The sequence below is a fragment of the Motilimonas cestriensis genome (assembly GCF_021295315.1).
Taxonomy (GTDB): domain Bacteria; phylum Pseudomonadota; class Gammaproteobacteria; order Enterobacterales; family CBDFNC01; genus Motilimonas; species Motilimonas cestriensis.
Window position 1 is genome coordinate 160,967 of sequence record NZ_JAIMJA010000005.1, and the last position, 22,497, is coordinate 183,463.

At 44.7% G+C, this 22,497-nt stretch carries 22 protein-coding genes; 16 read left to right on the forward strand and 6 right to left on the reverse strand.

Annotated elements, in window-relative coordinates:
* Window positions 1–104: 104 nt before the first annotated feature.
* Window positions 105–776, reverse strand: a complete 672-nt coding sequence (locus K6Y31_RS06765; RefSeq protein WP_233052047.1) for a pyridoxamine 5'-phosphate oxidase family protein — start codon at window positions 774–776, stop codon at window positions 105–107.
* A 110-nt stretch (window positions 777–886) separates the two neighbouring features.
* Between K6Y31_RS06765 and pdxR the strand changes: the two genes are divergently transcribed.
* Window positions 887–2,326, forward strand: a complete 1,440-nt coding sequence (pdxR, locus tag K6Y31_RS06770; RefSeq protein WP_233052048.1) for a MocR-like pyridoxine biosynthesis transcription factor PdxR — start codon at window positions 887–889, stop codon at window positions 2,324–2,326.
* 68 nt (window positions 2,327–2,394) lie between these two features.
* Here the strand turns inward: pdxR and K6Y31_RS06775 are convergent, their stop codons facing one another.
* Window positions 2,395–3,195, reverse strand: coding sequence for a substrate-binding periplasmic protein (locus K6Y31_RS06775; protein WP_233052049.1), 801 nt, complete (start codon window positions 3,193–3,195; stop codon window positions 2,395–2,397).
* Window positions 3,196–3,375: 180 nt separating this feature from the next.
* On the opposite strand from K6Y31_RS06775, the gene K6Y31_RS06780 reads away from it, so the two are divergent.
* Window positions 3,376–3,600, forward strand: coding sequence for a DUF3622 domain-containing protein (locus tag K6Y31_RS06780; protein ID WP_232802774.1), 225 nt, complete (start codon window positions 3,376–3,378; stop codon window positions 3,598–3,600).
* 79 nt (window positions 3,601–3,679) lie between these two features.
* On the opposite strand, the gene K6Y31_RS06785 is transcribed toward K6Y31_RS06780, so the two are convergent.
* Window positions 3,680–4,255 (reverse strand): NUDIX hydrolase, encoded by a 576-nt coding sequence (locus K6Y31_RS06785; RefSeq protein WP_233052050.1) that lies wholly within the window; start codon window positions 4,253–4,255, stop codon window positions 3,680–3,682.
* Window positions 4,256–4,494: 239 nt separating this feature from the next.
* On the opposite strand from K6Y31_RS06785, the gene K6Y31_RS06790 reads away from it, so the two are divergent.
* Entirely contained in the window at window positions 4,495–4,665 is a 171-nt protein-coding gene (locus K6Y31_RS06790) for a hypothetical protein (RefSeq protein WP_233052051.1), read from the forward strand.
* A gap of 251 nt (window positions 4,666–4,916) precedes the next feature.
* Here K6Y31_RS06790 and K6Y31_RS06795 read toward each other — a convergent pair whose 3' ends face one another.
* Window positions 4,917–5,255: a YajD family HNH nuclease gene (locus K6Y31_RS06795; RefSeq protein WP_233052052.1), complete on the reverse strand. Its 339-nt coding sequence runs from the start codon at window positions 5,253–5,255 to the stop codon at window positions 4,917–4,919.
* A 163-nt stretch (window positions 5,256–5,418) separates the two neighbouring features.
* Between K6Y31_RS06795 and K6Y31_RS06800 the strand changes: the two genes are divergently transcribed.
* From K6Y31_RS06800 to K6Y31_RS06860, 13 genes are all read left to right on the forward strand, one after another.
* On the forward strand, window positions 5,419–6,480 hold the full coding sequence (locus tag K6Y31_RS06800) for a hypothetical protein (RefSeq protein ID WP_233052053.1): 1,062 nt from the start codon (window positions 5,419–5,421) through the stop codon (window positions 6,478–6,480).
* 22 nt (window positions 6,481–6,502) lie between these two features.
* Window positions 6,503–6,985, forward strand: a complete 483-nt coding sequence (locus K6Y31_RS06805) for a GNAT family N-acetyltransferase (protein ID WP_233052054.1) — start codon at window positions 6,503–6,505, stop codon at window positions 6,983–6,985.
* Window positions 6,986–7,095: 110 nt separating this feature from the next.
* Window positions 7,096–7,848, forward strand: coding sequence for a thermostable hemolysin (locus K6Y31_RS06810; RefSeq protein ID WP_233052055.1), 753 nt, complete (start codon window positions 7,096–7,098; stop codon window positions 7,846–7,848).
* Window positions 7,842–9,377 (forward strand): AMP-binding protein, encoded by a 1,536-nt coding sequence (locus tag K6Y31_RS06815; RefSeq protein ID WP_233052056.1) that lies wholly within the window; start codon window positions 7,842–7,844, stop codon window positions 9,375–9,377. Before K6Y31_RS06810 ends, K6Y31_RS06815 begins: the two co-directional genes overlap by 7 nt.
* Window positions 9,378–9,396: 19 nt before the next feature.
* Window positions 9,397–10,056 carry an iron-containing redox enzyme family protein gene (locus K6Y31_RS06820; RefSeq protein WP_233052057.1) on the forward strand — a complete coding sequence of 220 codons (660 nt, stop codon included), beginning with the start codon at window positions 9,397–9,399 and terminating at the stop codon, window positions 10,054–10,056.
* Entirely contained in the window at window positions 10,049–10,846 is a 798-nt protein-coding gene (locus K6Y31_RS06825; RefSeq protein WP_233052058.1) for an SDR family oxidoreductase, read from the forward strand. The genes K6Y31_RS06820 and K6Y31_RS06825 overlap by 8 nt, the downstream gene beginning before the upstream one ends.
* Before the next feature lie 95 nt (window positions 10,847–10,941).
* Complete coding sequence (locus K6Y31_RS06830; protein WP_233052059.1) at window positions 10,942–11,559, forward strand: tetratricopeptide repeat protein; 618 nt, start codon at window positions 10,942–10,944, stop codon at window positions 11,557–11,559.
* Between the two features lie 30 nt (window positions 11,560–11,589).
* Window positions 11,590–12,252, forward strand: coding sequence for a response regulator (locus K6Y31_RS06835; RefSeq protein ID WP_233052060.1), 663 nt, complete (start codon window positions 11,590–11,592; stop codon window positions 12,250–12,252).
* Entirely contained in the window at window positions 12,249–13,667 is a 1,419-nt protein-coding gene (locus K6Y31_RS06840; RefSeq protein ID WP_233052061.1) for an ATP-binding protein, read from the forward strand. Before K6Y31_RS06835 ends, K6Y31_RS06840 begins: the two co-directional genes overlap by 4 nt.
* 87 nt (window positions 13,668–13,754) lie before the next feature.
* On the forward strand, window positions 13,755–14,390 hold the full coding sequence (locus K6Y31_RS06845) for a hypothetical protein (RefSeq protein ID WP_233052062.1): 636 nt from the start codon (window positions 13,755–13,757) through the stop codon (window positions 14,388–14,390).
* A gap of 319 nt (window positions 14,391–14,709) precedes the next feature.
* On the forward strand, window positions 14,710–15,858 hold the full coding sequence (locus tag K6Y31_RS06850; RefSeq protein WP_233052063.1) for an efflux RND transporter periplasmic adaptor subunit: 1,149 nt from the start codon (window positions 14,710–14,712) through the stop codon (window positions 15,856–15,858).
* 10 nt (window positions 15,859–15,868) lie between these two features.
* Window positions 15,869–18,991 carry an efflux RND transporter permease subunit gene (locus K6Y31_RS06855; protein ID WP_233052064.1) on the forward strand — a complete coding sequence of 1,041 codons (3,123 nt, stop codon included), beginning with the start codon at window positions 15,869–15,871 and terminating at the stop codon, window positions 18,989–18,991.
* A gap of 252 nt (window positions 18,992–19,243) precedes the next feature.
* Complete coding sequence (locus K6Y31_RS06860) at window positions 19,244–20,794, forward strand: methyl-accepting chemotaxis protein (protein ID WP_233052065.1); 1,551 nt, start codon at window positions 19,244–19,246, stop codon at window positions 20,792–20,794.
* On the opposite strand, the gene msrQ is transcribed toward K6Y31_RS06860, so the two are convergent.
* Both msrQ and msrP read right to left on the reverse strand, forming a co-directional pair.
* Entirely contained in the window at window positions 20,791–21,417 is a 627-nt protein-coding gene (gene msrQ / locus K6Y31_RS06865; RefSeq protein WP_233052066.1) for a protein-methionine-sulfoxide reductase heme-binding subunit MsrQ, read from the reverse strand. The two genes, K6Y31_RS06860 and msrQ, sit on opposite strands and share 4 nt — an antisense overlap.
* Complete coding sequence (msrP, locus tag K6Y31_RS06870) at window positions 21,417–22,412, reverse strand: protein-methionine-sulfoxide reductase catalytic subunit MsrP (protein ID WP_233052067.1); 996 nt, start codon at window positions 22,410–22,412, stop codon at window positions 21,417–21,419. Before msrP ends, msrQ begins: the two co-directional genes overlap by 1 nt.
* Between the last annotated feature and the right edge of the window lie 85 nt (window positions 22,413–22,497).

The window sequence follows — 22,497 nt, forward strand, 5'->3', positions numbered from 1 at the left end:
CTACTTATTGTTGCCATTTCATGTGTTTTATCCTGATATTTTGTGATTAGTCACTGTAATATCAATTGCTATGTTTAATCTGCAATATATTGCGTTGTGGTATTTTAATCCTGCCAACGTTCGCCATAAGCGCTGCTGTAATCAGGGAGGTCGATTCTTTCGGCTAAACCTTGCACTGCTTGCAGTGGCCCCACTTTGGTTTGGTAGGGTAGATAGCCTGCCCATGTCGGCAACTCAAGATCGGCGAGATCATCATTCACTTCGCCTTTGCTAATTTTTACTGATGCTTCGTTGAGAGGGATGCGCAGTAAACAAGTTGCATTGAGCTCTTTTTCGTTACTTAGGCGCACTTCTTCAGTCCGACCGGGCGCGATTTGTTCAAGAAAATGATTGAGTAGCGTGTCCTTTTCTTGATTATCAGTAATTTCGGTAAACTCACCGAGTACTACCACCGAGCGATAATGAGCGCTGTGATGAAAGGCAGAGCGCGCCAGTACCCAGCCATCAAATAGTGTGAAAGTGAGACAAGTGCTAACGCCTGTGCGCAAACCTCGCAATAGACGACTGTTATTGGCGCCATGAATATAAACGTGCTCATCCACGCGCCATGCCAGCATCGGGATCACTATTGGGCCGTGTTGGCTTGGTGACAGCTTGTCATTAATGGCGATATGAGCAATCAGACTCTCATCAATAATTTGATGTAAAGCGGTTTGCTCGAACACGGCCTTATGTGCTCCCTTTTTAATCTGTGTGCGTGGTGTACTGGATAACATTTGGTGCTCCTTGATTACTTTTTTCTTATTTGCTTTTGGCTGTGACTTGCAATGTAATCCCAAACTGGTAGTTTATTTAGAGCCAATTTTGTATAAAAGAGAGATCCAATTTGTCGTGTCGTGTGATCGATATCGGGGACTTAGCCTTAGCTGAAGGGGCCAATTCAAAGCAAGATAAGTTGTTTCATGCTATTCGCGATAAAATTGTGTTGCAGCTTTGGCCTAAATCGGCGCGGTTACCGTCAACGCGCGCGCTGGCGCAGCATCTGGCTGTCAGCCGCAATACGGTGATTGCTACCTATGAACAATTGGTTGCTGAGGGCTATCTGGAAAGTAAGGTCGGCTCTGGCTTTTATGTCGCGGTGGCCCTGCCGCAACATTACTTTAATGCTCAAATTGAAACGCCGTTGGTAAGAAAAGCTAACCCCGCTTTTTCGTTAGATATCAATGCCCCTTTTGCGCCCGGCGTACCGGATTTAGCGCAGTTTCCAATCAAGCTCTGGCAAAAATGCCTGCTGCACCACGGCTCGCGCACGATCTTATTAGGTAACCAATGTTTGCAAGGCGATAAAGATTTACGCGCTGCCTTGTCAGATTACTTGGCCTCCAGTCGCTCAGTGCATTGCGATCCTGAGCGGATAATCATTACCAATGGTGCACAGCAAGCCCTTATGATTGCGCTGATGATCACAGTTAAAGCTGATGAATCTATCATGACTGAGCAACCTGGCTATGCGCAGCTTAATAAGGTGGTGAACTTTTTCGGCTATCAGCACCAAGAGCTAAGGGTGTCGTCTTACCAAGGCATTGATATGGCGCAGCTATTAAGCAGTGATGCGCAAGCAGTTTACATGACGCCCAGTAATCAATATCCAATGGGCACCAGTTTAAATACCGAGCAACGATTGCAGATCATTGATTGGGCAAACACTCACTCGCGTTGGGTAATAGAAGATGACTACGACAGTGAATTCCAGTTTGCGCATCGGCCTTATAGCAGTATGCAAGGGTTGGCTGGGCAAATGGGCATTTCGCGTATTTTGTATGTCGGCTCTTTTAGTAAGGTGATGTTTAACGGTTTACGTTTGGGCTACTTAGTGTTGCCTAAGACACTTATGGCAACGGCTTTGGCGGCGAAAGATGCTTTATCGGGTGAGCTGCCAAGCCACAATCAGGCGGCGTTGGCTGAGTTTATTAGTGATGGGCACCTACTGCGCCATATTCACAAAATGCGCCGCTTATACAAGTTAAAACACCAAGCTATGCTGATGGCAATCGATGCGCATTTTGCCAAAAAAGTCGAGGTGGTGAGCCAAGCCGCAGGGCTTCACGTTACCTTAAAGTGGCAGCAAGGCATTGCTGAACAAACGTGGACACAGCGCGCCATGGCAGTGGGTATTATCATTCGCCCCCTTAGTTATTACGAACGAAGTGAATATACACAGAAAAGGGATTGGCATGGCGCGGTACTGGGGTTTGGCAATATCGCATTGGAGCAAATTGATAGCAAAATCGAGCAGATAGCCAAGCTGTTCTTTGCTAAAGAATAATCTTTGCCACAGTACAATGTTACTTCAATTACAGAGCGGGCCCATCAGGTTTTAAATCCTTTTTCTTCCTACTTATGGTTAAGTAGTCCGGGCATCTTTGAGTGGTATTTTAGTAATTGTTCAAGTTGCCCTGAGGCTTCAAGGTTGGTTATGCGTTTATTAAACAGCGACAAAATGACTTCTTTATGAGGCGAAAGTCGGGAAACCAGCATGTGAAATGGCTCTGGCGGTAGGTTGGGAATCACCTTCTCTATTAAGGCGAAGTCAAAGTGGGAAAGATTTCTTAATTGCAGGGTGGCTGCAAACACTTCACTGCGCGCTAAGAATACACGACAACGTTTTTGCTCTAGCATTTTTGGCAATAAATACAGGTCTTTAATTCGAAATATTTCTTTAATGTCATGATAGCCAAAGTTGTCATAATTGAATCCGCTGATGCCACATACAGGTTTATAGTGAGCAAGCTCAGAAGCTTTGTTAATAGTTAAGCCATTCGGAAAGTCAGTTTCAAGGTAGTAGTAACTGGGCTTTAGTGCGTAATAAGCTTTAGATGGAATATAACGATGTTTGCGCTGCCCATTCAGTGAGGCGCTCATCGCGCCGTCAATCAAACCATTTTCAACTTCTTTTAGGCAACGACGCCATGGCAGCGCAACCACTTCGTACTCGATATTTTCTGGTTCAAACACAAGTTTAAGAATATCAATATCATAACCAACAATATTGGGAGTGGCGGAATCACTTTTTTGCAGATAATTAAAGGGCGGGTATTCACTTAGCTCAACACAAAATGTCAACTTGCTTTGTGCAAAGCAAGCGCCATGGAAAAACAAGCAAAATAGACACATGGGCAGCGATAATTTGGGCATAGACATAGATGCTAAGGGATCTTGTTTTGAAGTATAGCAGGGCGGGTATTTTATCGGCTAAATCATGTCATGAATCCTTTGCTGTCAATACCGCTTGTAGGCTAAACTAGCATCACAGTTTATAACAAACTGAATTCATCTAAATACTCTTTAAGCACGCAAGTGTAGGACAATAAATACATGGCCAACGGCAAAAAATACGATTTTAAATTAACGCAAGAAACTAACGGTTGGAAAGCCGAAATCGTAAGACAAGTGACCTCAAAAAGAACGCAAGTATCAAAAGCCCAAGACGGTTTTGCGACAGAAGAAGAGGCACAAACTTGGGCTGAAGCGGAGCTAAAAGGCTTTTTAGCCAAACAGGCTGAGCGCAATAAGCGTAAAAAAGCGTCAAGTGCAGAATAAGTAAGCGCAATGATGATACGGTCTATTCATCAAGTAGGCCGTTTCATTTCAAACTCACTACGATGTTACCTTCAATAAGTTATCTTCTAAAATAGCCTAGGCTTGGCAGTGCCGCTGGCTCAAGATCTGGTAAAAGCTCAGTTAAGCATTCTTTAGCAATCAGGCGTAGCAAAAATAACTCGCGCGCTAGCGACATGCCTTTTTTATCACTGTTATCTAAGGTGTGTTGATTATGAGCAATAGCATCATAGATATTTATCCACACTGCTTTCATGCCATTTTTTATTTCATAGTCTTCGTAATTAGTGACGCCTAGCTCAGCGTCAATTTCACAAGTGAAGCAATAAGATTTCATCTGCATTAGGTCGGCGTCATCTTTGTACCAAGGACGAAATTCTTCATAGCAACCAAATGCTTGTAAATTAGTTATGTTGGTGGCGCCGGTTTCTTCCTGTAGTTCTCTGATTAAACCTTGCTCAATATTTTCGCCCGCATTGATACCGCCGCCAGGCAAGGTGTAGTCATCATATCTTTGCGTGTAAAGCATTAAAATGTCTTCACCTCTAAGCACAATCGCGCGCGCGGCAAGACGTTCAAAGCGGCGGCCTTCAAGTGAGGTTAAACTGGCGTGGATATGAGTAGTTAGGTGACGCATAACAACCTTTAAAACAAGCAGGGAAATTAAGGGACGAGATTATAGCGTGATTGTGTGAGATATGAATTTTAATGACACTTTTGTTTCAGTTTTATGAACTTTTTTATATTGTGTTGATGTCTTGGCGAGGGGTAGGTAAAGTAGGTGTTGTATATACATCTGATGTGCAAGAGATAGGCGTTTATGGCTATCTTTACTCTTTCTAGCTAACTTGTTTAGCTAATTATTGGTTCAACATTATGTTAGATAATAAGAAAGTAAAGAAGAAAAACAGTCAGTTGGTGATTCGAATTAATGACATTGAGCGGGATCAGTTCGTTAGCTTATGTGAGCAATTAGACACCAGCGCAGCTCGGGAAATACGTCGGTTTATACGCAATTTTGTGGCTGAAAATACCTCTCATGAATAAGTGAGAAATGTCACAAGTTAACTAACTTATTATTTTTTAAGGAAACTGTCATCATGGCAAAAGCTAAGCAAATCAAAAAAGAAATCAAAGCACGTCAAGCTAAAATCGCTAAGCAAGAAGGCAAGCTGAAAAAGCTAGCTAAGCAACTTAAAAAAGCAAAGTAATTTGCCTTTAAGTTGACTTAATGGGGGGAGCGGCGTAAGCCATTTTCCCCTTACCTCCAAGCGATGACAATCACCATTGTGCTTCATTTACTTCTTATTCATCATTTCACGTAAATTTGCGAACGGGTTACTGGTCGCCACTTCTTGATTTAAATCTGCTCCTGCTTGTACCGATGAGCCATATTCACGTGCTTCGGTGTATTTAGCGTGTTCATTGTCATGGCAATATAAGCATAACAGTTCCCAGTTTGAGCCATCGTTGGGGTTATTATTGTGGTCGTGATCGATGTGGTGAACCGTTAGCTCACGTAAGTTAGAAAAGGTAAATTCACGGGCGCAGCGACCACAGATCCAAGGGAACAGCTTTAGTGCTTTGTCGCGGTAGCCTTGTTCAAATTGCTTATAGTTATGAGGAATATTTGCCATGTTGTTTCTCAGATTGCTCAAGTATATTTTGTTTCACTATACCATGGCTTTTCCGCTGGATAGAATATCTTGCCTGAGACAAATCGTTTGTTACGCCCAGTTTAATTCATTTTTCAGGTCAATCTTGTATAGTGCCTCGTAATCTTTTTGAAGGAACGAATCTATGTACAGTGATGATGACATTAATTCTGCAGTGGGTGCCGGCATTTTTAGCCCAGAAACGGCGACGGCATTTCGCGAGCACGTGGCAAATTTAAAGCATAGCAGCAGCGCCGATGAGGAGCGCTTTCGCTTGATCACCGGCTTTAATGATATTTTTGTGGTGATTGCCTGTGGCTTGTTACTGATTTCGGCCAATTTTATTGCCAGCAGTGTTGGCGTTGGTTTTGGTCCGCTGGTGGTGGCTGTGACGGCATGGGGGCTGAGCGAGTTCTTTATTCGCCAGCGCCGTATGGCGTTGCCTGCCATCGTGTTGATGTTTTGCTTTGTTTGGGGCGCAGCGACCACGGCATTTGAATGGCTACCCTTTATTGGCTTATCTAACGATTTATCGGTGTTTGGTGACGGGGTGTTTCAAGACCTTGCCTTGTACGTGGCTTTGAACGTCGCGCTCACTTGTGTGGTAGCGGGCGTATCGGCTTGGTTACATTGGCTGCGCTTTTCGGTGCCCATTACCATCGCAGCTATTACGGCATCTGTGGTGGCGTTGGTGTTAAGTTTGATCTTAGGCTTCTTCCCCGATTCCTACGGTTTGTTACTGGTCATGCTACTGCTAAGTGGTTTATCTGTGTTTGCGTTTGCTTTGTATTGGGATTTTTCAGATCAGCAAAGAGAAACACGCCGCGCTGATGTCGCTTTTTGGCTGCATTTATTGGCGGCGCCGTTAATGGTACATCCTGTTTTTGCGCTACTCGGCGCGTTTAGTGGCGACAGCAGCAGCGCTCAGTCTGCCATCATTATAGGTGTGTACTTGCTGATAGGCCTAGTGTCTTTGGCGATTGATCGCCGTGCACTGATGGTATCAGCACTGGGCTATGTGATTTATGCGCTGTCGACCTTGTTCTCACATCATGGCAATATCAGCATGGGCTTTGCCACCACCGCCTTACTGATCGGCGCAGCATTATTATTGTTATCTGCGTTTTGGAATCCGTGTCGTAAAGTGGCATTGGCTTTATTACCCAGTAGCGTAAAAGCGCATTTAGCGCCGGTTCGCGTTAACTAACAAAGAGGGAAAGAAGGAAAAGATGGATATTAAAGTAGTAAAAGTAGATTACAACCATCCGCAACAAGCAAAAGATTTAACGGATTTACTGAATGCCTATGCCCTCGATCCAATGGGAGGGGGGGAGGCGCTCAGCGAGTCAGTGGCCACTAATCTGACTACTGAGCTAGCGAAGTTGCCTCATGCGTTTAGCTTGATTTGTTATGTTGATGGTAAGCCTGCTGGCTTAACCAATGCTTTTTTTGCTTTTTCCACGTTTAAGGCCAAGCCATTAGTTAATATTCACGATATTGCAGTTAAAGCTGAATATCGCGGCCTAGGTTTGAGTAAAAAACTGATGGATAAAGTGGAAGAGATTGCCCGCGAGCAGGGCTGCTGTAAGGTGACACTAGAAGTGTTAGAAGGCAATACACCAGCCAAACAAGCTTACTTAAAAGCGGGCTTTGCCGGTTATGAGCTTGATCCTGAAATGGGCAGCGCGATGTTTTGGCAAAAAAATCTTTGATTTAAATCGTTGAAATTTACCCCCTTAAGATACCGTTAAGAAAAGACCACTAACTTAGTCGATAAGGTGATACATCAAGGGATGTGTCACCCCGAGACTAAGGAGTGGCCATGAAATTAACAACATCTCGTTATGACGCTGAGTTAGCTTATTCCGAGCGACCTTCTGCTGAGCGACCATGTTCTGAGTTATCGCGTGCAAACGCAGTTCACCCAGAAATACTGCTGTTATTAAATGAAGATAATCGAGATTGTGTGCGACACTTTATCCAGTCTCGTTTTTATCAAGCTTATGGCGCTAAAGTCGCGGATTTTCTGCCCCACTTATTAGCCTTGGTTGACCGTGAAACCAATATTAAAGCGTCACTCGGCTTTGCGCCTGCGAGCCAACGTCCGCTGTTTCTAGAGCAATATCTCTCCCAGCCAGTCGAGCTTTGTATCGCTGATGCGCTAGGCGTCACGCCGCCAAAGCGTGAGCAAATTATTGAAATGGGCAACCTAGCCTCCGATTCATATGGCGCCACGCGCCGCCTTATTCTTAATTTGGCCAGTTACTTTCTGCAACAAGGTTATCGTTGGTTAACCATTACCGCCACCAGTCAAGTTCGTAATAGCTTTTCTCAACTGGGCCTGAATCCTTATTCTCACCTTTTGGCTGACGCCAAGATCAGTGCGCTGACTGAGCCAACCTCTGATTGGGGGCGTTATTATGAATTTGAGCCACAGGTGTTGGTAATAGATATTGTTGCTGGGGTGGCGTCATTAATGGCAAACCCACTGCTGAATAAGTTATTACAACAAATTAATAGCCCAATCACCGATGTGATGGCGGATCTTCATTGTCAGTGGGGTGAAGTATGTTAGTGCTAGACCAAATAGCTCACTATGCCACTCAAGCGCCAACTAACATCGCCGTGTTTGGCGGCGCGGCTGAGCGACACGATTCAGATCTAACTTACAGCCAACTGCATCAGGAAATAGGGCTGCTAGCACAGCAATTTAGCGAACAAGCCATTCGCCATATTGGTATTAGCTTAAGTAACAGCTGGCAATGGCTGGTGGTTGAGTTAGCCGCGATGCAAGCGGGGGTGACGGTGACGCCAATCCCGCCCTTTTTCAGTGAGCAGCAAGTTAAACACTTAGTTAGCCAAGGCCAAATAGAGTATGTGTTTGTTGACAAGCTTGCTGGTGGGGATGGCTTTCCTTGGCCGAACCAGGTTGAGGGCGTATGGCTTGAAGGCACCCAAACCTTAAAGCTAGCCGATACCGACATCAGCCTTGCCAATATGCCCGCCAATACCTGTTTGATCACTTATACCTCGGGCACAACAGGTGCGCCGAAAGGCGTTTGTATTAGCCAGCAGCTGATTGATCAAGTGTGCCAGAGCTTGATGTCCGTTGTGCAGGAATTAGAAGTCAGTCAAACCTTAGAGCGACACTTATGTTTGTTGCCTTTAGCTGTGATGCTGGAAAACATCGCAGGTGCGTTTGTCACCTTATGTTTAGGTAAATCCTTGGTGCTAGTGGATCAGCAGCAAACGGGGCTCAGTGGCTCTAATGGCATTGATGTGCCTACCTTGATCAGCTGTTTAACTACCTTTGGGCCAAATAGCCTGATATTAACGCCTGAGTTACTCAAACTCATGCTGATGCTAGTGGCGAGTAAAGCTTATCAGCATCAGCTGCATTTTATCGCCGTTGGCGGCGGGCATGTTCCGCAAGCAATATTACAGCAAGCTGCAGGTTTAGGTTTACCGGTTTATCAAGGCTATGGCTTAAGTGAATGTGGCTCGGTGGTGGCGCTGAATACGCCCAGCGCACAGCGTTTTGGCAGTGTTGGCAAGCCTTTAACACATATTGAACTGAGTTTTTCACCAAGTGGTGAAGTGTGCGTTAAAGGCGCTAATGCGCTGGGCTATTTAGGCGCTGCAGGTGAGCCTTATCAGCCATTTGATGACTCGATTATTCATACCGGCGATCTCGGCTGGCTAGATGAGCAGGGATTTTTACACCTCAGTGGCCGACAAAAAAATGTGCAAATAAACAGCTTTGGCCGCAATTTTTCACCGGAGTGGATTGAGTCAGAAATTAATGGGCTAGCGGGCGTAAGCCACAGTGCCATTTTTGGTGATGGGTTGCCCTTTATTACCGCGGTGATCGCGCTGCTACCTAATGTAAGCCAAGTGCAACTTGCCACAGCATTAGTCCAATTGAATCAGCAGTTACCTGACTATGCACAAATACATCATTGGCTAGTGGCGACCACGCCATTTAGCTTTGAAAATGGATTGTTAACCAGTAATGGCCGGCTGCGCCGTGAGCAAGTTTGGCACGTTTATCAACACGATATTGCAGCGGTTTATTCGTCTAGCCAATACGTATCAGCAAATTAGAATTTTAGGGAGAATGGATATGAGCTTTTTTCAGCGTTTAATCAGTGAAACTCAAGCAGAGCAGCAGGCTTTTTTGAGCCGAGACGTATTTAGAAAAACCCGTGAGGCGGATGTTAGCTTAGGTGATTATCAGGCCTTTTTAACTCAGGCCTATCATCATGTTAAGCACACGGTGCCACTACTGATGGCATGTGGTTCACGCTTACCTCAGCAATATCATTGGCTACAAAGTGCGGTGGCAGAGTACATAGAAGAAGAGATTGGCCATGAGCAATGGATATTAAATGATTTAGGTGCGGCGGGCGGCGAGCGCGACCGAGTCCCTTATATTAAGCCGCACCCGAGCACTGAGGTGATGGTGGCGTATGCTTATCATCAAATTGAACGGGTTAATCCATTGGCTTTTTTTGGCATGGTGCATGTGCTTGAAGGCACCAGCACGGCAATGGCCACGGAAACCGCCGCTATTGTGCAGCAAGCGCTAAATTTGCCAGATAACGCATTCAGTTATTTGCGCTCTCACGGCTCCCTCGACATTGAACATGTCGCCTTTTTTGAACGCTTAATGAACAAGATCACCGACCCAGACGATCAAGATTGCATCATTCACGCCACCAAGATGTTTTACCGTTTGTATGGCGAAGTGCTTTCTTCGGCGGTAGAGGTGAAAGATGAATGAGCAAACATCGACTATTTTACTGACCGGGGCGACTGGTGGCATAGGTCAAGCCGTAGCAAAAGCGTTGGCTAAGCAGGGCGCCAATTTAGTATTGCAAGGACGCAGCAAGGAGCGACTTGCGCTGCTATTGTCTGAGCTTGACACTACATTGGGCCAGCAACATCAGATTGTCAGTGCCGACCTGACTTTGGCCGCTGATCGCCAGCGTTTAATTGCACGGGTTAATTCACTGCCCTTAACCGGCTTAATTAATTTAGCCGGGGTGAACCAGTTTGTTTTATTTGAACAGCAATCAGCCCAGGCGATTGAAGACACTTTGTTCACCAATGTAACGGCGACCATGCTGTTAACACAAGGACTCATCAGCAAACTAAAGCTTGCAGATAAAGCCGTGATTATCAATGTCGGTTCGATTTTAGGGGCAATAGGCCACCCCGGCTATGTCACTTATTGCACCAGTAAATTTGCCTTGCGAGGTTTTAGTGAAGCCCTTGCAAGGGAGTTAGCGGATAGCAATATCAAGGTGAAATATCTTGCGCCAAGAACCACGTCGACCACCCTTAACTCAGACGCTGCCAGTGCGATGAACCAAGCACTGGGCAACCATACCGATAGTCCCCAGTGGGTGGCGAGTCAATTGCTGGCGCTATTACAAGGCCAAGGCGCTCGGCAAAATTTAGGCTGGCCAGAAAAGTTATTTGTTGCCATTAACGGTTTGCTGCCCAACGTGGTCGACAAATCCATTAATAAAAACTTGGCGTTGATTAAACGCTTTTTAGTCACACAGTAGCGCTGAGCTTGCTCAGCGAACATCACAAATTCTCTGAGCAGCTCAGGCCTACAGAAAACACGAATCAACCAGTTCAACATACAAGGAGTATGACCATGAAATACCTAATTGCATTAATGATGTTATTTTCTAGCCAACTATGGGCTGCCAGTGCTGATGATATGATGGTTTCACTGCAGCAAGATTGGGCGCATATTAAATATGAAGTCGATGAAAAAGAACGAGAAAAAGGCTTTGAAACCTTAGTTAAACAAGCAGAAGAGGCCCTAAAAGCGCATCCGAAGTCAGCGAATTTAATGATTTGGAACGCAATTATACTAAGCACGTATGCCGGTGAAAAAGGCGGTTTGGGCGCGTTGAGCTTAGTTAAGCAAGCAAAAAGTTTGCTTGAGCGTTCGTTAGAAATAGACGATAAAGCCCTTGATGGCTCTGCTTATACCAGTTTAGCGAGCTTGTATTATCAAGTACCCGGTTGGCCAATCGGTTTTGGCGATGACGATAAAGCGCGCAGTTATTTTAAAAAAGCCTTGCAACTTAACCCTAATGGCATAGATAGTAACTTTTTTTATGGCGACTTTTTAATTCAGCAGAAGAAAAAGCAAGAAGCGAAAAAAGTACTGCAACAAGCGTTAAAGGCGGCGCCTCGTCCGGGTCGTGAAGTGGCTGACAAAGGCCGTAAAGACGAAATATATCGTTTGTTGGTGACGCTGTAAGGTGACGGCGAATTAAAACTAAGGTAATGAATGAAAATACTGCTCGTTGAAGATGATCCATTACTCGGTGAAGGCGTCGCTGACGCCTTCAAATATCAGGGCCATGTGGTGGAGTGGGCCAGTAGTGGACAGCAAGCACTGATACTGGCTCAAGGCAGCGTGTTTGATGTGGTGGTACTTGATTTAGGCTTACCCGACATGGAAGGGTTAGCTGTGCTCAGTGCGCTGCGTAAGGTTAAAATTAATACGCCAGTGTTAATTTTAACGGCACGAGATAGTTGTGATGAGAAAGTGTTAGGGCTAGATCGCGGCGCCGATGATTACATGGCTAAGCCTTTTGATTTACCTGAGCTATTAGCGCGATTACGCGCTTTGGTTCGCCGCCATGCTGGACGAGTCGAGCCGGTGTTGTCCTATCAAGGTATTGAGGTTAATCCGGCCGAGCATAGCGTGATGTACCAAGGGCAACCTGTCGCAATGTCACGTCATGAGTTTGAGTTGTTATCGCATTTTATGACTTATCCCACTCGGGTGTTTAGCCGCGAGGTTTTGGTTGAGCAGCTGTACAGCTGGAGTGAAGATATTGGCAGTAATACAGTTGAGGTTTATGTGCATCACCTGCGCAAAAAACTGGGTAAATCGGTGATTGAAACGGTGCGCGGCGTGGGTTATCGGTTAGGAAAAATGTCATGAAGTCGATTCGTTTTTGGCTAATCGTGATGTTAACCAGTGCGATTTTAACGTCTATGCTCGGTGCTATTTTCATTAGTTATAATAAAGTTTCTCATGAGACTGAAGAGCTTTATGACGCTGAACTCGCACAACTTTCTCGAGTGTTGGAAAGCTTGTTATCCATTCAACTGGACTATACACAAGACGCAAACCTTGCCTCTTTAGCTGAAAAAGATCGTGTTATCAATACACCTGATGTGCATGCTAGTGGAGAGTTTGATTTATACGGTCATAAGTATGAAAAAAAGCTCAGCTTTCAAATTTGGACCAGCCAAGGTGTGTTTCTATTAGGCTCGGGCCATGGTTTAGACATGACTGAGTTTGTGCGTAAACCCGGTTATCAAATTGAGCAAGATACCGCAGGCGAGCAGTGGCGCAGTTTTACCCGTTACAGCGAACCGTTGAAGGTATGGATAAAAACCGCGCAACAAATGGAAATTAGAGAAGAGCTCACCCATGAAATCGCGAGCTTGAATGTACAAAGTTTGTTGTTAATGTTGCTGGTGATGATAGTGCTGATGGTGATCATTATTCAAATGGGGTTTCGTTCCCTGTTGCGCGTCAGTGAAGAAATTGAGAGCCGTAATCCAAGTCATTTAGCACCACTGGATGAGCGTGAAGTGCCGTCTGAAATAATGCCGGTAGTGCATGCCCTCAATCAACTGTTAGGTGAAATAGACCATTCTATTGAACGCCAACAACGTTTTACCAGTAATGCGGCTCATGAGTTAAGAACGCCGCTGGCCGCCATTAAGGTACATGCGCAAAACTTATATCCGCAAGACGAGCGTACCCAAACGATTCAGCAGAAAATAGTACAAGGGGTGGATAAGCTGACTCATTTATTCAATCAGCTGATTACCTTAAGTAAAATGGAGACAGAGTTGCAAGAGGAAGGAGGGCGTGAAAGCAGTAAAAAGCTGCTGTTACACGGGTTAGTAGACCAACAATTGTTTCCTTTGTCTGAGCAAATTAAGGTTAAGAATTTACAGGTAGATAATGCCGTTGCAACAGATCTTGTCTGCACTTGTCCGGAAAACTCCATGTCAATTTTGCTGCGTAATTTGATTGATAATGCGGTGCGATACAGTGATGAGAATGGCATGATACGGGTAACTGCGACGGATTCTGCTGACGGAATGAGTATTTCGGTGATGGACACCGGCCCCGGTTTAGATGAGCAACAAAAACAGCGTGTGTTTGAGCGCTTTTATCGCGCGGCTCACCAGCAAGTGACGGGGTGTGGCTTGGGTTTATCTATCGTTAAAGAGATTGTTGAACGTCAGCAATATCGCATTCTGTTACATGACTCGCCCCTTGCTGAGCATGGATTATGGGTTGAGCTGTTTATTCCCAAAGAAATTAATATGAAATAAAAATCAATAAAGTGTGATTTCTGCTCTTTGCGCCTACTTAAAAATGCTTACACTGGTCGCCTAATTAATTTGCTAGGAAGTAACAACATGATTATTTGGCGAGGCTGGGGGTGGTTAACTATCGTTGTGGCGGTTGTGAGCTTTTTTATTAGCGGGTTTACTGTAAATGCAATTACAGGCGGCTCATCAACATATCTATCAACGGTTATTACATTATTGATGACGGGGGCATTTATCGGCTTGTTTGGTTACTACATTAACGTTAAAAAACGTAAGGTAGTGCTTGATGAAGCTGGTAATGTGGTCGCTAAAGCCCCTTCACACAGCCTGTTTTTTATTCCTGTACAGTATTGGGGGATTATTTTACCGGCTGTTTTTATTTGGGCGGACTATAACAATCAACAAACTGAGAAAGATGACCTTGTATTTTTATCAGCTCCTGCCGTGAATGATAAGTACTTAGTGGATTTCTCTCATTTCTATCAAAACACTGACGATAAATATAAATACGGTGTATTTAAAGTGACAGAAGTGAATGGCGAGCAGGTTAGCGGCTGGATGAGTGAGAATGCTTACAGTAAAAAATCCGCCGTGCGTAAAGAAATTAACAAAGACAATGCCGACCAAGATAGCTTTTATGAGCAAGAACTTGTTTCCCTTGAAATCAGTAAACTGTTACCGCTAAAAGAGGCGGGAGCAATTGAACATGTTTATCGCGACTAGGATGGGTTAAGTAAAACTTTTGAACCATTGAGAGCTAATTGACGTACCCCTCTTGTAATTTAAAAGGGGTATTTTTTTATCCCCTAATATGTACTTTAATGCCACAACTTGGTGCTTAATGTTACATTCATTTCTGTGTATTAATAAGGTCGTCCTGATTATGTCTCTTGTTAATATTGCTAGTTGATGTTTCTGATTTTTTACTTATTAATAGGCTATTAAACTGTGGCTATTCAAAATTGGGAACCCTATAATTTGTCCTCGATTTTTATAGTTGTTGTTTCCATTTTTTGGTTCTTCGGTTTGGGTAGGAGTATATATGCGGCAAATAGCGAAAGTTGCCTCACTGGTAGGTTTAGCACTTTTCATTACAGCGTGTGATAAAGGTAGTGCACAACAAGGCTCGCCAAAAGAGCGTCCGCCTGCAGAGGTGGGGGTTGTTGAGGTAAAAACCATTGAGCAGAACATTAGCGTTGAACTGCCAGGCCGCAGTAAAGCCCACTTGGTTGCCGAAGTGAGGCCTCAGGTAACAGGTATCATTATAGAGCGCGGTTTTGTTGAAGGTTCAAGTGTGGATGCTGGTGACTCCCTTTATCAAATTGATTCGGCGACATACAAAGCAGCATTAGTGAGTGCCAACGCTGATTTAACCCGAGCTAACGCGAAGTTAGAATCGGCCAAAGCGAAAGCGGCACGCTATCAAGCACTGGTAAAGAAAAGCTCGATCAGTGAGCAAGACTTTGATGAAGCAAAGGCGGCTTATAAAGAAGCGCTAGCAGATGTAACTGTGGCGGAAGCGGCGATTAATACGGCCAAAATAAACCTTGAATACACTAAGGTAAAAGCACCTATTTCGGGTCGTATTGGTAAATCAAATGTGACGGCTGGGGCCTTGGTTACAGCAAATCAAACTCAAACATTAGCCACTATCCAACAACTTGATCCCATCAATGTAGACATAGTGCAATCAAGTGCGCAGCTATTACGATTAAAAGCTAAGTTAAAACAAGGTCAGCTACAAGCATCAGAAAACGCGAATGTTAGATTGGTGTTAGAAGACGGCAGTACCTACAACCAAGAAGGTACCTTGCAGTTCTCTGAAGTGAGTGTGGATGAAAATACTGGGTCGGTAACTTTACGTGCAGAGTTCCCAAATCCTGATGGCATTTTATTACCCGGCATGTACGTTCGCGCGATATTAAATGCAGGCAGCGATCCGATGGCGATCCTTGTGCCGCAAAAGGCGATTACGCGTAATACAAAAGGTCAAGCGGTTGCTATGGTGGTAGGTGCTGAAAATAAGGTTGAGTCTCGTGTAGTCACTACCGCAGAAGCTATTAATAACGAATGGCGCATTACTTCTGGTCTTGCTGCCGGCGATGTATTAATCGTGGAAGGCTTACAGAAAATCCGCCCCGGAGCAGTGGTTACTCCCAAACCACTAACTGATTCTTCAGCCCAACAGTAAGGTTTTTTTAATGGCTCGATTTTTTATCGATCGCCCTATTTTTGCATGGGTGATCTCGATTCTTATCATGGTGGCCGGTATTTTGGCTATCAAAGGTTTACCCGTGTCGCAATACCCCAGTATTGCGCCAACCAGTATCGTCGTTAATGCCTTTTATCCAGGTGCATCAGCTAAGACCATGGAAGATACGGTGACTCAGGTTATTGAGCAGCGCATGACCGGTCTTGATAACTTGCGTTATATTTCTTCGACCAGTGATAGTTTTGGTAATGCACAAATTACTCTGACATTCAATGCTGAAGCAGATGCTGATATTGCGCAGGTACAAGTGCAGAACAAACTCTCTCTTGCTATGCCTTTACTGCCGCAAGAAGTTCAAAGCCAAGGGGTTAAAGTTAGTAAATCTAGCTCAGGGTTTTTAATGGTGGCGGCGTTTGTATCTTCAGATGGTTCGATGAATAAAAATGACGTAGCAGACTATGTTGCGTCAAACATTCAAGACCCATTAAGCCGTGCTGAAGGGGTTGGTGAGTTACAATTATTCGGTGCCCAGTATGCGATGCGTATTTGGCTCGACCCTCTTAGATTGACTCAATATAACCTGACCAGTCAGGATATCATGGCGTCGATTCGTGAGCAGAATGCACAAGTTTCTGCGGGGCAACTTGGTGGCTCTCCTTCTCTACCGGGTCAAGAGCTTAACGCGACGGTGTCAGCGCAGAGCCGCTTGCAGACGGTTGAGCAGTTTGAAAAAATTATCATCAAAGCCGATGTATCTGGCGCTAAAGTTTACTTGGCCGATGTAGCGCGAGTAGAGCTGGGTGCTGAAAGCTATGCGGTTGAGTCTTATTATAATGGTAAGCCTGCTGCTGGCTTAGCGGTTAAGCTGGCGACCGGCGCTAATGCCTTGGATACAGCTGATGCAGTGAAAGAAAAGTTGGCTGAAATGCAACCTTTTTTCCCGCAAGGTTTAGAGGTGATGTATCCTTATGACACCACTCCATTTGTTGAAAAATCCATTGAAGGGGTTGTGCATACTCTGTTAGAAGCGGTAGTACTGGTATTTATTATCATGTACCTTTTCCTACAGAACTTCCGTGCCACCTTGATCCCCACCATTGCTGTTCCTGTGGTTTTATTGGGAACCTTCGCGATTTTATCGGCGACAGGGTTCTCTATTAACACCTTAACCATGTTCGCCATGGTGCTTGCCATCGGCTTGCTGGTGGATGATGCCATTGTGGTGGTCGAAAACGTTGAACGTGTGATGCAAGAAGAGGGCTTAAGTCCGGTTGAAGCAACCCGTAAATCAATGGATCAAATTACAGGCGCCTTGGTTGGTATCGGTTTGACATTATCGGCGGTATTTGTGCCGATGGCCTTTATGAGTGGCTCAACGGGTGTGATATATCGGCAGTTCTCAATTACGATTGTGTCTGCGATGGCGCTGTCTGTATTTGTGGCTATGGTATTAACGCCAGCGTTATGTGCCACAATGCTTAAGCCTATTCCGAAAGGTCATAGCCATATTCAAACTGGCTTTTTTGGTTGGTTTAACCGTAGCTTTGACAAAATGACATCAGGTTATCAGTCAACTGTCGCAGGCATTTTAAAGCGCTCTATTCGGGTAATGCTTATTTACCTTGCTTTAGTTGGTTTAGTTGCTTGGATATTCTTGCGTATGCCAACAGCCTTCTTACCTGACGAAGACCAAGGGGTATTATTCACTCAGGTTATTTTGCCGACTAACTCGACGCAAGAAAGTACCATTGAAGTACTGCGCAAAATCGACAAGGTTTTCCTTGAGGATGAAGCGGCTAGTGTTCAGTCTGTGTTTAGTGTTGCTGGCTTTAGTTTTGCTGGTAGTGGTCAAAACATGGGTCTTTCATTTGTTAATTTAAAAGATTGGTCTGAGCGTGAAGCGCCGGGTCTGGATGTTAAATCAGTGGCTGGGCGAGCCATGGCGAGCTTTTCTCAAATCCAAGAAGCCTTTGTTTTTGCTTTTGTACCGCCCGCGGTGATTGAGCTAGGCACAGCTAACGGCTTTGACTTATATCTGCAAGATAAAAATGGCCTAGGGCATGATGCTTTGCTTGCTGCGCGAAATCAGCTATTGGGCATGGCAATGCAAAATCCTAATTTGGTCGGCGTAAGGCCCAATGGTCAAGAAGATGCACCTATGTATCAGATTGATATTGATCACGCCAAACTGCGGGCACTGGGCATTAATATTAATGATGTGAACAGTGTACTCGGTACCGCTTGGGGTGGCGCTTATGTGAATGACTTTATCGATCGCGGTCGAGTGAAGAAGGTCTATATGCAAGGTGAAGCAGGTTATCGTATGCAACCTGAAGATCTTGATTCTTGGTATGTTAAAAATGCAAACAATGAAATGGTGCCTTTTTCTGCGTTTGCTACGGGTCATTGGAACTTCGGCTCGCCGCGACTAGAGCGCTTTAATGGCTTACCCGCGATGAATATTCAAGGTGGCACTGCGCCCGGTTACAGTACGGGTGATGCGATGGTTATCTTAGAAGACATGGCGAAACAGTTACCACCGGGCTTTGGTATTGAATGGAATGGTTTATCCTATGAAGAGCGGTTATCGGGTAACCAAGCGCCATTCTTATATGCCTTGTCTATCCTGGTAGTGTTCTTGGTATTGGCTGCCTTATATGAAAGCTGGTCGGTGCCATTCTCTGTGGTATTAGTTGTGCCGTTGGGGATCATTGGTGCGCTATTAGCGATGAACGGTCGTGACTTACCTAATGACGTGTTCTTCCAAGTAGGTCTATTAACAACGGTTGGCTTAGCAACGAAGAACGCCATTTTGATTGTAGAATTTGCCAAAGAATTCTATGAAAAAGGTGCCGACTTGATAGATGCAACCTTACATGCTGTACGGGTTCGTTTACGTCCTATTCTAATGACGTCACTAGCATTTGGTTTAGGTGTGGTGCCTCTTGCTATTAGTACGGGTGTAGGCTCAGGTAGCCAAAATGCCATCGGTACGGCGGTATTGGGTGGCATGTTAAGTTCAACTTTCTTAGGTATTTTCTTTGTGCCGCTGTTCTTTGTCATAGTAGAGAAAATATTTAGTAAGCGAGAGCGTAAAGCCCACGTAGAATAAATGTTACTTAACCGATTTCCTATCTAGAAAAAGCCCAGTTTAGACTGGGCTTTTTTTTATCTAGTTTTTATATATTTCTTTACTATCGATTTTTCGACTTTTATTTTGTTGATTTTGTTATCAAATATGTTCCTAATTTCTATATATTGGTTCATTATTCTGTCATATTTGTCTGGATCAGCTTAGGGGGGAATTAGTTCGATTTATCGCTATGCTTAACAGGTATTAAACATACTTTTCACAAGGTTAATTATGACAACGAATTCCATCAATCGAGATCCACAAGAAGTGAGTTACTCAGCTCAAGATCAATTGGTATCAACTACGGATCTACGTGGTGTCATTAATTATGCCAACCCGATTTTTTGTCAAGTAGCGGGTTACACCTTAGAAGAGCTGAATAATAAGAATCATAATATTGTGCGTCATCCGGATATGCCGTCCGCAGCATTTGCTGACTTATGGGGCAACATTAAAGCCGGTAAACATTGGCGTGGTATGGTGAAAAATCGCTGTAAAGATGGGCGCTACTATTGGGTGGATGCTTATGTTACGCCTATGCTCGAGAAAGGTAAGGTGGTTGGGTATCAGTCGGTTCGAGTATTGCCAACAGACACACAGAAGCGGCAAGCACAGCAGTTGTATAAAAGATTAGCTATTGGTAAATCGTTGCCTTGGCGTTTAAGTGAGCATGCTCGTATTAAATGGGCACTGGTTGCTATTTCCGTGTTGTTGCTGCTGATTGCGCCAATATTTTTTTCTGGTCTGACACTAACCGGAGTTAATGGGGTTTTGCTTGCCATCTTCGCGGTGTTGCTTAAGCCCGAGTTATTCGATGTTCCGCGTTATATTGCTAAATTAAAGCTAAGCAATGACAGCGTTTCTCGCCACGTTTATTCCGGCTATGGGCCGGCATCGGTATTGGACTTTTCGATTGGTTTATATCAAGCAAAAGTACGCACTATACTTGGTCGCAGCAATGACTCAGCCAATAATGTCAAAGAGGTGGCCTGCTCGCTACAGGTTACCGCGGAGCACAGCCAAGCGGCGATTGAGAAGCAGTCATTTGAGTTGCAACAAGTAGCGGCGGCAATCAACCAAATGTCGACGGCCACGGCGGAAATAGCCCATACCACAGTAAGCAGCGCTGAGCGCATTAATGTGGTTAATGATCATTGTAAGCGGTCATTGGTGCAAGTGGATGAAACATTTCGTACGGTAACGAATCTTGCAACACAGATGCAAAATTCAGCCGATTCAGCGCCTAAATTAGCCGCAGAAGCTGACAAAATTAGTGGTTTTATGGGGGAGATTTTATGGGTGGCCGACCAAACCAATTTACTGGCGCTAAATGCTTCTATTGAAGCGGCAAGAGCGGGTGAACATGGTCGTGGTTTTGCCGTGGTTGCTGATGAAGTGCGCAGTTTAAGTATGCGAACCCATAAAGTAACGAAGCAGATCGGCACGTCAATCGCGGGTATGCAGGAAATGTTAGAAAGTTGGGTGAAAGCAATGGCTGATGGGGCACAAGAAGCGCAATTAACACTTAAGAGTACCGAACAAAGTAAATTGATGATTAATGATATTAGCGAACAAATGGCGGTGTTATCTGATTTGGCGATTCAAATTTCAGCTGCCAGCGAAGAGCAAAGCGCGACGATTGAGGAAATTAATCGCAACATCACTAATCTTAATGATGGCGCTAATGAAAGTGTGCGCTTATCTAATGCAGTCAGTCATGATATTGAATCACTTAATAAAAGTGCCGACAAATTGAGCGCATTAGCCCACACTTTTAATTAAGCGACCTTAGGTCTGATCTTTTTAGGTATGTATGCCATCAGCTTTTGACGGCGAAGCAATAGTAGCAATGCCGCGATAATTAAGTAGATAGTTGGCTCAAACACCGCTGACTTCACCGACCAGTAATAATGGATGGGCACTAACAGCACGATGAGGTAAACCCAATTGTGAAGTTTTTGCCAGTTTCTGCCCATTTTGCGTCGGATGCGGTTGGCCGAGGTAATACCCAACGCAATCAGTAACAGTAGGGCAATTAAGCCCAAGGTAATATAAGGGCGTTTTATCACTTCTTCGACGAAGAGATCAATGCGTCCTGCTAAATCAAGTAGCCAAAAAATTCCCACATGGATTAGGGCGTAGGCTAACACCCAAAGCCCTAAAAGCCGCCGGGTTTGCAGTAGGAATCCCCATTTTATCCACTTGGCAACGGGGCTGATCAGTAAAGTAATAAACAATAAGTTTAATGCCCCTTTCCCTGTAAAGTGAGTAAGGTACTGCACCGGGTCGCCCCCGAGCTGCTGACTAAAAGTCTGCCATGCTAGCCAGCATAAAGGTAATAACGCTGCCCCATGCAGCATCACTTTAACAGTGCTGATATGTCTAGCAACCCAAGTTTTAACCATTAATAAAATTTCCTTAAATCCATCCCTTTATATAAAGATGCCACTTCGTCGCCATAGCCATTAAACATTAAGGTATCAATGCGCTCGGCGCGAAAGCCATCAGCGATACGGCGCTCGGTGGCCTGGCTCCATCTTGGGTGATCAACTTGTGGGTTAACATTGGCATAGAAGCCATACTCGTTGGACGCTAATGCTTGCCATGTGGTTGGAGGCTCTTTCTCGGTAAGTGTGATTTTGACAATACTTTTAATGCTTTTGAAGCCGTATTTCCATGGCACCACTAAGCGGATTGGTGCGCCGTTTTGTGCTGGCAATGTTTTACCGTAAAGGCCCACTGATAACAAGGTGAGTGGATGCATTGCCTCGGCGATGGTTAAACCCTCGACATAAGGATAGGGAATGCCACCACCAAGGCGAGAGGCTTGGCCTGGCATTTGTTTAGGGTCGTACAAGGTTTGAAACGCAACATATTTGGCTTTGGAGGTTGGATTGACTTTTTTGATTAAGTCAGCCAAAGAAAAGCCCAGCCATGGGATCACCATAGACCAAGCTTCAACGCAGCGTAAGCGATAGATGCGCTCTTCAATAGGGTGGTTTTTCAATATTTCATCCATTGAAAAGGTGCGGGGGTTCTCCACTTCACCATCAATCCTGATTGACCAAGGCTCAGGATTAAAACCCTTTGAATTTTCTATTGGATCGGTTTTGTCGGTGCCAAATTCATAGAAGTTATTATGACTGGTTACTTTGCTCTCTGGTGTCAGTACTTCGGATAAATTATTCGGCACCTTCTTGGCAATGGTTAATGGTTTAGGCTGGTAAACCGCTTGCTCTGGGACCACAACTTCATCTTCAAATAAGCCAAAAATACCGGCGTGCGCGGCTGGGCTGACGGCTGCACTTCCCGCAATTAAGCCTGAAGCTTTAATGATATTACGTCGGTTTAGGTAAACCGATTCGGGAGTAATGTCTGAGCTGAGAATTTTTTTTGTCATCGTTAGAATGCCTTAATCAATAAGCGTTAATGCGCTGTCGCCACTATAAAATGGCGGCGCTTAAATGATGAGACCGAGTCGATAG